The organism is Radiobacillus kanasensis, assembly GCF_021049245.1.
Taxonomy (GTDB): Bacteria; Bacillota; Bacilli; order Bacillales; family Amphibacillaceae; genus Radiobacillus; species Radiobacillus kanasensis.
In genome coordinates, this window is record NZ_CP088020.1 from 111,778 (window position 1) to 125,749 (window position 13,972).

A 13,972-nucleotide genomic window follows, 5' to 3' on the forward strand; every position below is an offset into this window, starting at 1 on the left:
TCTTTTATTATCCATATAATCAAACGTATGCCTTGTTAGTTATACTACACAATGTAAATTAAATCTTCAACAGGCGTGAAAGGATGAATTCGGTTGAGCAAAAGTGCAACCATAGACAGTCGTTCTATAAAAAAGGGCCCCATTTTGGCCATCATGATTTTTGGTGCTTTCCTTGCTACGTTTAACCAAACGATCATGACCGTTGCCCTTCCAAAATTAATGGACGATTTTAATATACTTGCTTCAACAGGACAGTGGCTGACAACTGGTTATATGTTGGTAAATGGTGTTTTGATTCCAATAACAGGATTCTTAATGAAGCGGTTTACCACTCGACAACTATTTCAAAGTTCGATGTTTATTTTTCTTGCCGGTTCCATCGTATCGGCCGTTGCATTCAACTTCCCTGTCTTACTGACTGGACGATTAATTCAAGCAGCCGGGGCTGGGATTATTATGCCTTTACTCATGAATGTTGTTCTATCCCTATTTCCTCCTGAAAAAAGAGGATCGGCTATGGGTTTTGTCGGACTTGCGGTTATCTTTGCCCCTGCAATTGGGCCAACTCTTGCTGGTTACGTCCTGGAGACGTTGCCTTGGCAAGCGTTGTTTTACGGTATGGTTCCGTTTACGGTTCTTGTAATTATCTGCGGTTTTATTTATTTGAAAAATGTCTCGGAAACGATTCAATCCAAGGTTGATTTCTTGAGTTTGGTCTTATCAACTCTCGGTTTCGGTACGTTGCTGTATGGCTTCAGTCAAGCAGGTAGCGTAGGGTGGTCAGATGCGGAGGTAATCGTTTCTCTTAGCGTAGGTGTTCTTGCTCTTGTTCTGTTTACATGGAGGCAATTGGTTTCCTATGATCCGTTCCTTGATCTAAGAGCCTTTAAATATAACATGTTCTCTTTAACTACCATCATTAATATTGGCGTTACTATAATGATGTATGCAGATATGATCCTACTGCCTTTGTATCTTCAGAATGCTCGCGGTTACACCGCTTTGGAGTCAGGGATAATGATGATGCCAGGTGCCCTTCTGATGGGCTTATTAAGTCCGGTCGTGGGGAAACTATTCGATCGGTTTGGGGCAAAATGGCTTGCAATTATTGGAATAGCCATCATTCTTGTTACGACATATAGCTACACAAATTTAACGGATGCGACTTCTTATACGTTCCTCATACTAATGTACACGGTTAGGCGTGTCGGGATGGCGCTGTTCTTAATGCCGATACAAACAGCGGGATTAAACCAGTTACCGTCTAGTCTTAACGCTCATGGTACGGCAATTTCGAACACCGTAAGACAAGTTGCGGGAGCAATCGGTACTTCCTTACTTGTAACCGTCATGACGAACAGAACGAAAGACCACCTCCAGGATATGGCAACAAGTGGAGTAAACACAACACAAGAACATATGGTTATGGAGGCCTCCATTCAAGGAATAAACGATGCCTACTTTGTTATTCTTATATTCGGAGTTATTAGTTTACTGTTATCCTTTTTCATTAAGCGTGTAGAACAAGCTACAGAAGAAAGTATCCATGTAACGAAGAAGAGGGAAGCAATGAATGAAACATAAAAATTAAGCTCTTGGTGATTTTTAAAACAAAAAACATAAGAGGACACCCCGTTCCTCTTATGTTTCACTTCCTTACTGTTCTACTACTGTTTCTATGGGGTCTTTTCGGCTTTTCCCATTACATAAGCTTCCAGCGACGATGAGGAGCACACTCGGAATAACAGATGCAATGTTAATCACTAAGGCAACAATTCCACCCGTCAGCAAAAGAATGCCACTTCTTTTCACGTTTTTCGCCATAATGGATGGAACGGAAAAAATAATACCAACTATATAAATAGCAAGTAAAAGAAAAACCTGAACAATATTAATCAGAAAACCGAGACCATAAGCGGAATCGGATACAAAATCATCAGGTTCCCCTAATACACCTGAAACAAATCCCCCCCAAAATTCAATCCCTAAAAATAACCAAATAACTGAAAATAAAAGACCTAATATGGACCCGACTAATCCTAATATAAATTCTGTTGTGTATTTCACTCTATCTCTCCCTTTTTTTCATAAAATATGACAATAAGATTATATCACTTTTATTATTTTGGAATGCTATTTTCATAAAGAAAACTTGGCAAAGCCCTAGTTGAACTTATACTTAGGACCTTGAAAATTTCACTACGTCGAATTTCTCCTTATTAAATTTTATACATTCCTAACGTACAAAAAAGGGGCGAACCTTCACAGATTCCCTCCTTTTTTTGAGAATCCCCTTCCAAGCGTTTAGCATTTGGTGGGGTATTCTATAGAAAAATAGTGATACAAACCGCCTCTACTTACTCTTGCCGGTCGTCCTCTCATACCCAAGCTCTGTAAACACTTGTTTTGCTGCTTCCATAATATTAGCTCGTCGTAGCTCCAGATGCACCTGGCTGACCTTTGGGGACATGTTCATGAGGGTGCTCTCTCAGTGTTGAGCCTTATTTCTTCTGAACATAGGATCGTACAAGTCATAAAACAGCCCCTTGTCCCATATAGTGAGAAAACAAGAGGTATTTTTAGGAGGGACAAGGATGAAGCGGGCAATAAAGGTGATTAGTTGGTTAATGGGAGTGGTCGTTCTTATATTACTTATTCAATATCCGATTCAGAAAAGCAAGGATTCATGGGAGTCCTGGTCCTTACCCTTATCCGGTGAAGTCATCGTCATCGATCCTGGACATGGTGGGCCAGACGGTGGAGCAGTAGGAAAGGACAATACATTAGAAAAGGATATCGCTTTAGAGGTATCCAAGGTCCTACAGGATTACTTACAACAATCCGGAGCATTAGTATATTTAACGAGGGAGTCGGACGTGGACCTAGCAGAAGATGATACGGCCGGACTATCTCGAAGAAAAGTGGAAGACATTCGAAAGCGTGTTGCCTTTATTCAGGAAAAGCAAGCGGACTTGTTTGTAAGTATTCATCTAAATGCCCTTCCTTCGACAAAGTGGAGTGGAGCACAGACCTTTTATTATCCTTCCCTAGACGCAAGTGAAAACCTTGCTAAATTAATTCAATCTGAGATTAAGCGTAATCTTGAAAATACCAATCGCGATGCTATGGCTTTAGACAGCATGTACCTTCTCAAGCATGCAGAGACACCTGGTGCTCTAGTTGAAATTGGTTTCTTGTCTAATGAGCATGAACGAGAACTTTTGAAAACAACTTCTTATCAAAGAAAGATTGCAGCAAGTATTTATGAAGGAATTCTAAGACATGCTACTGGGGAGGAAGAGTGATCACCATCATGAAATCGTATTACTAATCGTTGAAAACGAGTTGTGATATACTACTGTTGTACAACATCGTTTGAAGGATGGTGAATGTCTTGCTTACAAAAGAACAAGTATTAGAACTACTTAACCCTATAGAAGATCCGTTTTTACATACAACGTTTGAAAAAACGGGTGCGATACAAGAAATTACGATTAAGGAAGAGAAAAAGCATGTAAGTGTGAAGCTGGCTATCGGTAAAACAAACACCGGAGAACAAATGCAACTTCAACAACAAGTTGTTAATGTATTAAAACGCGGTGGGGCGGCGACGGTTGGACTTCGTTTCGAACAATTGCCAGATGATGTGATTGCAAAGTACCAGCCAACCGAGGAAAAACAACTTACTTTATTAGATGGGAACACCAAGTTTTTAGCGATTGCTAGTGGGAAAGGTGGAGTAGGGAAATCTACCGTAACCGTCAACTTAGCCGTTGCTTTAGCTCGTCTAGGGAAAAAGGTAGGAATTGTCGATGCTGATATTTACGGATTTAGCGTTCCGGATATGATGGGTGTCGAGAAGCGGCCGGCAGTGGAAAAAGAAAAAATCATTCCAGTAGAGCGCTTTGGAGTGAAAGTGATCTCCATGGGATTCTTCGTAGAGGATAACTCGCCTATCATTTGGAGAGGTCCAATGCTCGGGAAGATGTTAACGAGCTTCTTTAAAGAAGTAGAGTGGGGAGAACTGGATTATCTTCTATTAGATTTACCACCAGGTACAGGAGATATTGCGTTAGATGTTCACTCCATGCTTCCTTCATCCAAAGAGATTATTATAACGACGCCACACCCGACTGCAGCTTTTGTTGCAGCACGTGCTGGGCAAATGGCGCTTCAAACGGATCACGAGATTTTAGGGGTCATTGAGAACATGTCTTACTTTGAAAGCAAAGTGACCGGAGAGAAAGAATATGTGTTTGGCCAAGGTGGAGGAGACAAGCTTGCTGAAGTCTTGAAGACAAGTGTAATCGGACAACTCCCTCTACAACAGCCTTATAAAGAAGAAGGCGTGTTCGCACCTTCTGTTTATCAAGAAGATCACCCGACTGGAGAGATCTTTAAAGAGATTGCTCAGAAGGTTATTACTAGCTATGAATAGACAAAAGGAAGAGCTAATCGCTAGCTCTTCCTTTTCTAATGTTTGAGGCTATTGTCCGCCGGCTCCACCACTAGATTGTCCACCACCGGACTGTTCTCCACTTTGGCCACCCTGTTCTTCAGGCTTTTTCATTTCTTCAGCTGCTTTTAAAATGATTTCACTAATTTTAGCCTTGAAAGCAGGTGTATTAACGGTTTCTTGGATGACCTTTTCAAGATGCTCCCGGAATTTCTGGCTCGTAAGAACGGTTAACAATTGCTCTTCCATTTCTGGATTCTTCAAGATCTCCATGAATTTCTTTTGATATTCTGAATCCGCCATTAAGGATTTCATGAGATCTTTTTGCTGATCCTGTAGAGTTTTTCCGAATTCCTCCACAAACTTTGGATCCGAAAACATTTTAGACCAAAATTCTTTCCCTTTGTCTGAGGTAAGGGCTTCTGTAATTGATTTTTTTACTACATCAGACTCAATGACATACTTTTGTTGCATTTTTTCGTCGGTGAGAACCTCTGCGATTGCCTTTTTACCTTCATCGGTTTTCAATATATCTGTAACCATTTTCTTCGTTGTATCATAATTGGCCTGCTCACCATTTGCAGCCCCACTGCCGCTACCGCAAGCCGTTAATACTAGAAAAGAGATGAACAGGATTATGAGTGATATTCGTTTATTCACTTCTCTTCAACTCCTCAATATAGGATGAGTCATACGTTTAATATGAGTTTATTCCTAAAAAATATGTGCTGGAAAAGGTAAAATGGAAGGATTCATGATAAAATACGATTGGAAGACAGAAGTAGGAGGAAAAAGTCTTGAATAGTCGTAATTTGGTTCGGATGTTTTTACGTACTTTACTGTTGGGAGCGGGATCCACGCTTGTAACCAGTTTTTTTGTAAAAGCACCGACATATATGGAATATTTAGATCCGGTTAATTTATTTCAGTTGTTAGGAGTTCTCATATTTTTTGTTGGACTAGGGTTAGTGTTTAGCTTAGTAAGTCAAATGGGCTTCTTCGCTTACCTGACCGTGAATCAGCTCGCGCTAGGCATGTTGAGAAGGTTTTGGGTGCCGCTACAAGCGTTATTAGTATTGTTCACCATATTTGATTTGGTTTATTTTCGCTATAATGCCTCGGATGGACAAACCTCCATATTCGTTTACATAGCAACCGCGGTTTTTTTATTCGTATATGGATGGATTGTTTCAGCGAAAAAGGCAAAGGAAACAAACCGAAATGCTTTTATTCCAGCCCTTTTCTTTATGGTAGTAGTAACGTCTATTGAGTGGGTACCTGGATTGCGTACGAGTGGCAGCGATTATGCTTGGTTAATGATTGTTCCATTATTATTATGTAACACATATCAGTTGCTCATTCTTCACAAATTAAATGACCAAACAAAAAAAGAGCAGTCTTGAGGCTGCTCTTTCGTTCTGCAGGGATGTAGCTATTCGACTAACTTCGACTGAGCTTCCGCTCTAGAAATGAGCTCTGAAACATGCACATATTCGAATCCTTTATTCTTTAAACCAGGTAAAATCGTTTCAAGAGCTTCAGGAGTTTGTTTTACTGAATCGGAAGCATGCAAAAGGATAATATCTCCTTTTTTCGTATTACCCATAACCGTATCGATGATTTTTTGGGTACCTGGGTTTTCCCAATCGTTTGGATTTACAGACCATTGGATTACCTTATAACCTTGATCTTCCGCCAACTTCAGAATGTCTTCATTAAAGTGGCCGCTAGGTGGGCGTAGTAACTTCACATCTTTGTAACCAAGCTTCGAGAAAATCTCTCTTGCATGAGATAGGTCCTTTCTGATTTGTTCCGGTTCCATTTTGAGGTAGCTTTTGTAACGATAGCCCATCATGCCGAGCTCGTGCCCACCTTCTGTGATTTTCTTTAATAAGTTCGGATGTCTTTCTGCCCATTCCCCTATGACAAAAAATGTAGCTTTCACTTTGTGTTTCTTGAGTTTTGCCAGTATAGGCTCCACTTTTTCATTTCCGTAACTGATGTTAAAGGTAAGTGCGATATTAGGATCTTTCGTACTCCCCTTACTTAAAGCGGCAGGTTCCTCTTTAGATGAAAAAACAGAAAATGATCCGTCTGTTTCAATCCATAGAAATAATGCTGTAAAAAGAGCAGCAATAATGGTAAGCATCCATCGCTTTATTTTCCCCGGTCTCCACACATAAAAGTGACTCAATACCTCTCCCTCCTTTTAAGGACTTGCTTTATTTTATGATTTGGTTTGTCCAATATGAATAAACGAATAGGTTTTACTCATAATAAAAAGAGGAATATTGGTAATGATAGAACGGAAACCTTAATAAGGGGTGATGGAATGTTAGGGATGTTGGTTTCTGACATGGAAAAGAAAGAACTTTCCTATCTAATAAAAAGAGAATTAGAAGAAATCCTTTTAGATATGGAGGATAAACGTATAGATCAATTAGTAAAAGAAGCAATGAAGGAAAGGTACCAAACCTTATTTCAATTGTTTCGAAGAGTAGCAAGTGAAAATGAATGTTTAAAATATGTACCTCAAAAACGAAATTTTAAGTAACCTTATTCTCTAAGTCATACATAATGAACAAGTAGAGTATATAATGCTGCAGTTATATACTCTCTTTATGGGTTTTGTGTAAGTATAAAATAAATTGTCTAATGCTATCGCTTTTTTGCTGTTTTTCTATTGAAATTAAAACTTGAGTATGCTATATTATTTTTTGTTGTCAGTAGAACACAAACTGTTCAAGTAAATAGATAATAAATTTATTTCGAGAATATGTTGACATTAAAATAGTAGCGTGATATGATGTATCTCGTCGCTAAAACGACAATGAAGATTTGATCCTTGAAAACTGAACAAAACAACCAGTATGTTAAGTAAGAATTTAGCTAGCTTTAAATTGAGTAAAGAACTCAAAACTCTATTGGAGAGTTTGATCTTGGCTCAGGACGAACGCTGGCGGCGTGCCTAATACATGCAAGTCGAGCGCGGGAAGCCATCTGACCCCTTCGGGGTGACGATGGTGGAACGAGCGGCGGACGGGTGAGTAACACGTGGGTAACCTGCCTATAAGACTGGGATAACTCCGGGAAACCGGGGCTAATACCGGATAATACTTTTCCTGCATGGGAGAAAGTTGAAAGGCGGCTTCGGCTGTCGCTTATAGATGGACCCGCGGCGCATTAGCTAGTTGGTAGGGTAATGGCCTACCAAGGCAACGATGCGTAGCCGACCTGAGAGGGTGATCGGCCACACTGGGACTGAGACACGGCCCAGACTCCTACGGGAGGCAGCAGTAGGGAATCTTCCGCAATGGACGAAAGTCTGACGGAGCAACGCCGCGTGAACGATGAAGGTTTTCGGATCGTAAAGTTCTGTTGTTAGGGAAGAACAAGTACAAGAGTAACTGCTTGTACCTTGACGGTACCTGACGAGAAAGCCCCGGCTAACTACGTGCCAGCAGCCGCGGTAATACGTAGGGGGCAAGCGTTGTCCGGAATTATTGGGCGTAAAGCGCGCGCAGGCGGTTTCTTAAGTCTGATGTGAAAGCCCACGGCTTAACCGTGGAGGGTCATTGGAAACTGGGGAACTTGAGTGCAGAAGAGGAGAGTGGAATTCCACGTGTAGCGGTGAAATGCGTAGAGATGTGGAGGAACACCAGTGGCGAAGGCGACTCTCTGGTCTGTAACTGACGCTGAGGCGCGAAAGCGTGGGGAGCGAACAGGATTAGATACCCTGGTAGTCCACGCCGTAAACGATGAGTGCTAGGTGTTAGGGGTTTCCGCCCCTTAGTGCTGAAGTTAACGCATTAAGCACTCCGCCTGGGGAGTACGGCCGCAAGGCTGAAACTCAAAAGAATTGACGGGGGCCCGCACAAGCGGTGGAGCATGTGGTTTAATTCGAAGCAACGCGAAGAACCTTACCAGGTCTTGACATCCTCTGAACACTCTAGAGATAGAGCTTTCCCTTCGGGGACAGAGTGACAGGTGGTGCATGGTTGTCGTCAGCTCGTGTCGTGAGATGTTGGGTTAAGTCCCGCAACGAGCGCAACCCTTGATCTTAGTTGCCAGCATTTAGTTGGGCACTCTAAGGTGACTGCCGGTGACAAACCGGAGGAAGGTGGGGATGACGTCAAATCATCATGCCCCTTATGACCTGGGCTACACACGTGCTACAATGGATGGTACAAAGGGCAGCGAAGCCGCGAGGTGAAGCAAATCCCATAAAACCATTCTCAGTTCGGATTGTAGGCTGCAACTCGCCTACATGAAGCCGGAATCGCTAGTAATCGCGGATCAGCATGCCGCGGTGAATACGTTCCCGGGCCTTGTACACACCGCCCGTCACACCACGAGAGTTGGCAACACCCGAAGTCGGTGAGGTAACCTTTTAGGAGCCAGCCGCCGAAGGTGGGGCCAATGATTGGGGTGAAGTCGTAACAAGGTAGCCGTATCGGAAGGTGCGGCTGGATCACCTCCTTTCTAAGGAAAGATAACGGAAGCCAGCTCTTCGGAGCTGGTGAGAGAACATACTGGTTCGTTTGGTTCAGTTTTGAGGGATTAAATCAATCCTTCCTATAAGTAATTCCTTTCAGGATGGGCCTGTAGCTCAGCTGGTTAGAGCGCACGCCTGATAAGCGTGAGGTCGGTGGTTCGAGTCCACTCAGGCCCACCATCCTAATTTGGGGCCTTAGCTCAGCTGGGAGAGCGCCTGCTTTGCACGCAGGAGGTCAGCGGTTCGATCCCGCTAGGCTCCACCAAATTATATTTGTACCTTGAAAACTAGATAAGAGCATTAGAATAGTGGAAGTTCTTTGAGAACGGAAACTAGACTAATACAAGACATTCAACAGTAACAAACCAAACGTCTTTTCACAGACAAATTAGTTAAGTGAAGAAGGGCGCACGGTGGATGCCTTGGCACTAGGAGCCGAAGAAGGACGGGACGAACACCGATATGTCTCGGGGAGCCGTACGTAGGCGTTGATCCGGGAATTTCCGAATGGGGAAACCCACTGCTCGTAATGGAGTAGTACCTATATCTGAATACATAGGGTATAGGAGGCAGACCTGGGGAACTGAAACATCTTAGTACCCAGAGGAAGAGAAAGCAAATGCGATTTCCTGAGTAGCGGCGAGCGAAACGGAATTAGCCCAAACCAGAAAGCTTGCTTTCTGGGGTTGTAGGACACTCTATACGGAGTTACAAAGAAATAGTGTAGACGAATCGATCTGGAACGATCAGCCGAAGAAGGTAAGAGCCCTGTAATCGAAAGACTGTTTCCTCCAGAGTGGATCCTGAGTACGGCGGAACACGTGAAATTCCGTCGGAATCCGGGAGGACCATCTCCCAAGGCTAAATACTCCCTAGTGACCGATAGTGAACCAGTACCGTGAGGGAAAGGTGAAAAGCACCCCGGAAGGGGAGTGAAATAGATCCTGAAACCGTGTGCCTACAAGTAGTCGGAGCCCGTTAACGGGTGACGGCGTACCTTTTGTAGAATGGACCGGCGAGTTACGATCTCTTGCAAGGTTAAGTTGTATAGACGGAGCCGCAGCGAAAGCGAGTCTGAATAGGGCGTTATAGTAAGGGGTCGTAGACCCGAAACCGTGTGATCTACCCATGTCCAGGGTGAAGGTCAGGTAACACTGACTGGAGGCCCGAACCCACGCACGTTGAAAAGTGCGGGGATGAGGTGTGGGTAGGGGTGAAATGCCAATCGAACACGGAGATAGCTGGTTCTCTCCGAAATAGCTTTAGGGCTAGCCTCAAGAAATGAGTACTGGAGGTAGAGCACTGATTGGACTAGGGGCCCTCATCGGGTTACCGAATTCAGTCAAACTCCGAATGCCAGCTACTTTATCTTGGGAGTCAGACTATGGGTGATAAGGTTCATAGTCGAAAGGGAAACAGCCCAGACCACCAGCTAAGGTCCCCAAGTATACGTTAAGTGGAAAAGGATGTGGAGTTGCTTAGACAACCAGGATGTTGGCTTAGAAGCAGCCACCATTTAAAGAGTGCGTAATAGCTCACTGGTCGAGTGACTCTGCGCCGAAAATGTACCGGGGCTAAACGTATCACCGAAGCTGTGGATTGTTCTGCCGAACAATGGTAGGAGAGCGTTCTAAGTGCAGCGAAGTCAGACCGTAAGGACTGGTGGAGCGCTTAGAAGTGAGAATGCCGGTATGAGTAGCGAAAAAGAAGTGAGAATCTTCTTCACCGAATGCCTAAGGTTTCCTGAGGAAGGCTCGTCCGCTCAGGGTTAGTCGGGACCTAAGCCGAGGCCGAAAGGCGTAGGCGATGGACAACAGGTGGATATTCCTGTACCACCTCCTTTCCGTTTGAACGACGGGGGGACGCAGTAGGATAAGGAAAGCGCACCGATGGATGTGTGCGTCCAAGCAGTGAGTGAGTCAGATAGGCAAATCCGTCTGGCAATCACAAGCTGTGATGGGGAGGAAATTTAGTACCGAAGTTCCTGATTTCACACTGCCAAGAAAAGCCTCTAGTGAGGAAAGAGGTGCCCGTACCGCAAACCGACACAGGTAGGCGAGGAGAGAATCCTAAGGTGATCGGGAGAACTCTCGTTAAGGAACTCGGCAAAATGACCCCGTAACTTCGGGAGAAGGGGTGCTTCTTGCATGAGAAGCCGCAGTGAAAAGGCCCAAGCGACTGTTTAGCAAAAACACAGGTCTCTGCGAAGCCGAAAGGCGAAGTATAGGGGCTGACACCTGCCCGGTGCTGGAAGGTTAAGGGGATGCGTTAGCTTCGGCGAAGCGTTGAACCGAAGCCCCAGTAAACGGCGGCCGTAACTATAACGGTCCTAAGGTAGCGAAATTCCTTGTCGGGTAAGTTCCGACCCGCACGAAAGGTGCAACGACTTGGGCACTGTCTCAACGAGAGACCCGGTGAAATTATACTATGCGTGAAGATGCGCATTACCCGCGACAGGACGGAAAGACCCCGTGGAGCTTTACTGTAGCCTGATATTGAATGTTGGTACAGCTTGTACAGGATAGGTGGGAGCCTGAGAAACCGGAGCGCTAGCTTCGGTGGAGGCGTCGGTGGGATACCACCCTGGCTGTACGGACCTTCTAACCCAGGACCGTGATCCGGTTCGGAGACAGTGTCAGGTGGGCAGTTTGACTGGGGCGGTCGCCTCCCAAAGAGTAACGGAGGCGCCCAAAGGTTCCCTCAGAATGGTTGGAAATCATTCGAAGAGTGTAAAGGCAGAAGGGAGCTTGACTGCGAGACCTACAAGTCGAGCAGGGACGAAAGTCGGGCTTAGTGATCCGGTGGTTCCGCATGGAAGGGCCATCGCTCAACGGATAAAAGCTACCCCGGGGATAACAGGCTTATCTCCCCCAAGAGTCCACATCGACGGGGAGGTTTGGCACCTCGATGTCGGCTCATCGCATCCTGGGGCTGTAGTCGGTCCCAAGGGTTGGGCTGTTCGCCCATTAAAGCGGTACGCGAGCTGGGTTCAGAACGTCGTGAGACAGTTCGGTCCCTATCCGTCGTGGGCGCAGGAAGTTTGAGAGGAGCTGTCCTTAGTACGAGAGGACCGGGATGGACACACCGCTGGTGCACCAGTTGTTCCGCCAGGAGCATAGCTGGGTAGCTACGTGTGGAAGGGATAAGTGCTGAAAGCATCTAAGCATGAAGCCCCCTCAAGATGAGACTTCCCATCATTTTAAATGAGTAAGATCCCTCAGAGACGATGAGGTTGATAGGTTCGAGGTGGAAGCATGGTGACATGTGTAGCTGACGAATACTAATCGATCGAGGACTTAACTAAAAAACAAAAGCGGAAGTGCCCGCTTAGCAACGTACGGACTGGACTGAACCGTCGGAGATAAAGGAAACACGATGAGCGGATGCGAATCGATGTTGACTTATCGTACAGAGGTGAGGGAAGTCTCGCTAGTTGCTGGGCACTGGAGCTGGACGTGGCTATTCCAGCTAAATATTTGCCCGCGCAGCTAGACTGTTTTAGTCTAAGCAATTGAATGTCTTCCCTCTTATCTAGTTTTTAGGGTGCAAACTCTATAAAAGTTCCAGTAGGAACTTTAAGGTCTAGTGGTTATAGCAAAGAGGTCACACCTGTTCCCATGCCGAACACAGTAGTTAAGCTCTTTAGCGCCCATGGTAGTTGGGGCATTGCCCCTGCGAGAGTAGGACGCCGCTAGGCCGACCAATTCAATTCCACCTTTGGGAAAAACGAACAGCTCTGTGAAGCAAGTATAACTTTCTTACATTCCACAGTAGCTCAGTGGTAGAGCAATCGGCTGTTAACCGATCGGTCGTAGGTTCGAATCCTACCTGTGGAGCCATATGCTTCCATAGCTCAGTTGGTAGAGCGCTTCCATGGTAAGGAAGAGGTCGCCGGTTCAAGTCCGGCTGGAAGCTCTGTCCATTTATCTTTAATGGCCCGTTGGTCAAGCGGTTAAGACACCGCCCTTTCACGGCGGTAACACGGGTTCGAATCCCGTACGGGTCACCATTAACATATAACCCAGTTACAAAGTAGAAGGATTAAGGAAGGCATGTTAAGATTGCAACGTCCTTGTTGCAACACATGCACTTACATATCCAGTGTTGCGGAGGATTAGCTCAGCTGGGAGAGCACCTGCCTTACAAGCAGGGGGTCGCAGGTTCGAGCCCTGCATCCTCCACCATATGCCGGTCTAGCTCAATTGGTAGAGCAACTGACTTGTAATCAGTAGGTTGGGGGTTCAAGTCCTCTGGCCGGCACCATTTTTTTGTTTTTTGCATAAGATGGTATAACACACAATAAAATGGGTATAATCTTGGAGGGATAGCGAAGTTGGCCAAACGCGGCGGACTGTAAATCCGCTCCCATCGGGTTCGTAGGTTCGAGTCCTACTCCCTCCACCATTTACATAGTAGTAAATATAATAGTGCGGATTTTTAGCACTCTTTTTTATTGGGCTATAGCCAAGCGGTAAGGCAACGGTTTTTGGTACCGTCATGCGCTGGTTCGAATCCAGCTAGCCCAGCCATTTTTTTGTCTTTTTGGACAAGTCATGAGCCATTAGCTCAGTTGGTAGAGACGAGCAAAACATCCACCGAGTAAGCTACGAGTAACCCTGAAGCATTAATCATCTTTGAATAAACTAGAAGATGCAGGGGTTTACATGATGAACGCTGTTAACTTTTAAGAGAGCGTACATATCATGAGCCAATAGCTCAGTTGGTAGAGCAACGAGCACAAACATCCACCGAATACCCTACGAGTAACCCCGAAGCATTAATCATCTTTGAATAAGCGAGAAGATGCAGGGGTTTACATGATGAACGCTGTTAACTTTTAAGAGAGCGTACATATCATGAGCCATTAGCTCAGTTGGTAGAGCATCTGACTTTTAATCAGAGGGTCGCAGGTTCGAATCCTGCATGGCTCACTCTTAATTCAATACGGGGCCTTAGCTCAGCTGGGAGAGCGCCTGCTTTGCACGCAGGAGGTCAGCGGTTCGATCCCGCTAGGCTCCATC

General features: G+C 45.0%; 8 protein-coding genes, 11 tRNA genes and 3 rRNA genes. 19 read left to right on the forward strand and 3 right to left on the reverse strand.

Annotated features, from left to right (window positions below; translation table 11 throughout):
* The first annotated feature begins 93 nt into the window (after positions 1 to 93).
* The gene (locus KO561_RS00645) at positions 94 to 1,584 is read left to right on the forward strand and encodes a DHA2 family efflux MFS transporter permease subunit (RefSeq protein WP_231095193.1); all 1,491 of its coding nucleotides are present in this window, start codon (positions 94 to 96) and stop codon (positions 1,582 to 1,584) included.
* A gap of 72 nt (positions 1,585 to 1,656) precedes the next feature.
* Here the strand turns inward: KO561_RS00645 and KO561_RS00650 are convergent, their stop codons facing one another.
* On the reverse strand, positions 1,657 to 2,067 hold the full coding sequence (locus KO561_RS00650; protein WP_231095195.1) for a hypothetical protein: 411 nt from the start codon (positions 2,065 to 2,067) through the stop codon (positions 1,657 to 1,659).
* Between the two features lie 527 nt (positions 2,068 to 2,594).
* Between KO561_RS00650 and cwlD the strand changes: the two genes are divergently transcribed.
* Both cwlD and KO561_RS00660 read left to right on the forward strand, forming a co-directional pair.
* Complete coding sequence (gene cwlD, locus KO561_RS00655) at positions 2,595 to 3,305, forward strand: N-acetylmuramoyl-L-alanine amidase CwlD (protein WP_231095198.1); 711 nt, start codon at positions 2,595 to 2,597, stop codon at positions 3,303 to 3,305.
* An 89-nt stretch (positions 3,306 to 3,394) separates the two neighbouring features.
* Entirely contained in the window at positions 3,395 to 4,438 is a 1,044-nt protein-coding gene (locus KO561_RS00660; protein ID WP_231095200.1) for an Mrp/NBP35 family ATP-binding protein, read from the forward strand.
* A 48-nt stretch (positions 4,439 to 4,486) separates the two neighbouring features.
* Here KO561_RS00660 and gerD read toward each other — a convergent pair whose 3' ends face one another.
* Positions 4,487 to 5,116, reverse strand: a complete 630-nt coding sequence (gerD, locus tag KO561_RS00665; RefSeq protein WP_231095201.1) for a spore germination lipoprotein GerD — start codon at positions 5,114 to 5,116, stop codon at positions 4,487 to 4,489.
* Positions 5,117 to 5,253: 137 nt separating this feature from the next.
* Here gerD and KO561_RS00670 point away from each other — a divergent pair, with 137 nt between their 5' ends.
* The gene (locus KO561_RS00670) at positions 5,254 to 5,859 is read left to right on the forward strand and encodes a KinB-signaling pathway activation protein (protein WP_231095203.1); all 606 of its coding nucleotides are present in this window, start codon (positions 5,254 to 5,256) and stop codon (positions 5,857 to 5,859) included.
* Positions 5,860 to 5,888: 29 nt separating this feature from the next.
* Here KO561_RS00670 and pdaB read toward each other — a convergent pair whose 3' ends face one another.
* Positions 5,889 to 6,650: a polysaccharide deacetylase family sporulation protein PdaB gene (gene pdaB, locus KO561_RS00675; protein WP_231095205.1), complete on the reverse strand. Its 762-nt coding sequence runs from the start codon at positions 6,648 to 6,650 to the stop codon at positions 5,889 to 5,891.
* 138 nt (positions 6,651 to 6,788) lie between these two features.
* Between pdaB and KO561_RS00680 the strand changes: the two genes are divergently transcribed.
* From KO561_RS00680 to KO561_RS00750, 15 genes are all read left to right on the forward strand, one after another.
* A complete protein-coding gene (locus KO561_RS00680) occupies positions 6,789 to 7,010 on the forward strand; it encodes a hypothetical protein (protein WP_231095207.1) in 222 nt (73 codons plus the stop codon).
* A 367-nt stretch (positions 7,011 to 7,377) separates the two neighbouring features.
* A 16S ribosomal RNA gene (locus KO561_RS00685) occupies positions 7,378 to 8,938 on the forward strand.
* A gap of 116 nt (positions 8,939 to 9,054) precedes the next feature.
* A tRNA-Ile gene (locus tag KO561_RS00690) sits at positions 9,055 to 9,131 on the forward strand.
* Between the two features lie 9 nt (positions 9,132 to 9,140).
* Positions 9,141 to 9,216 (forward strand) — tRNA-Ala (locus KO561_RS00695).
* Positions 9,217 to 9,341: 125 nt separating this feature from the next.
* Positions 9,342 to 12,255: ribosomal RNA gene (locus KO561_RS00700) — 23S ribosomal RNA — on the forward strand.
* A gap of 277 nt (positions 12,256 to 12,532) precedes the next feature.
* Positions 12,533 to 12,648: ribosomal RNA gene (gene rrf / locus KO561_RS00705) — 5S ribosomal RNA — on the forward strand.
* The 16S, 23S and 5S rRNA genes sit together here with 11 tRNA genes alongside, the layout of an rRNA operon.
* A 67-nt stretch (positions 12,649 to 12,715) precedes the next feature.
* Positions 12,716 to 12,790, forward strand: a tRNA-Asn gene (locus tag KO561_RS00710).
* 3 nt (positions 12,791 to 12,793) lie between these two features.
* Positions 12,794 to 12,866 (forward strand) — tRNA-Thr (locus KO561_RS00715).
* Positions 12,867 to 12,885: 19 nt separating this feature from the next.
* Positions 12,886 to 12,960: transfer RNA gene (locus tag KO561_RS00720), tRNA-Glu, on the forward strand.
* A gap of 99 nt (positions 12,961 to 13,059) precedes the next feature.
* Positions 13,060 to 13,135, forward strand: a tRNA-Val gene (locus KO561_RS00725).
* Between the two features lie 3 nt (positions 13,136 to 13,138).
* Positions 13,139 to 13,214: transfer RNA gene (locus tag KO561_RS00730), tRNA-Thr, on the forward strand.
* Positions 13,215 to 13,269: 55 nt separating this feature from the next.
* Positions 13,270 to 13,355, forward strand: a tRNA-Tyr gene (locus KO561_RS00735).
* 50 nt (positions 13,356 to 13,405) lie between these two features.
* Positions 13,406 to 13,480: transfer RNA gene (locus tag KO561_RS00740), tRNA-Gln, on the forward strand.
* Between the two features lie 329 nt (positions 13,481 to 13,809).
* A tRNA-Lys gene (locus tag KO561_RS00745) sits at positions 13,810 to 13,882 on the forward strand.
* Positions 13,883 to 13,897: 15 nt separating this feature from the next.
* A tRNA-Ala gene (locus KO561_RS00750) sits at positions 13,898 to 13,970 on the forward strand.
* Positions 13,971 to 13,972 lie beyond the last annotated feature (2 nt).

Bases quoted from the DNA above. Each gene is read 5' to 3' on its own strand.
- cwlD (WP_231095198.1), top strand. From the start codon at position 2,595: ATGAAGCGGGCAATAAAGGTGATTAGTTGGTTAATGGGAGTGGTCGTT.
- KO561_RS00680 (WP_231095207.1), top strand. From the start codon at position 6,789: ATGTTAGGGATGTTGGTTTCTGACATGGAAAAGAAAGAACTTTCCTAT.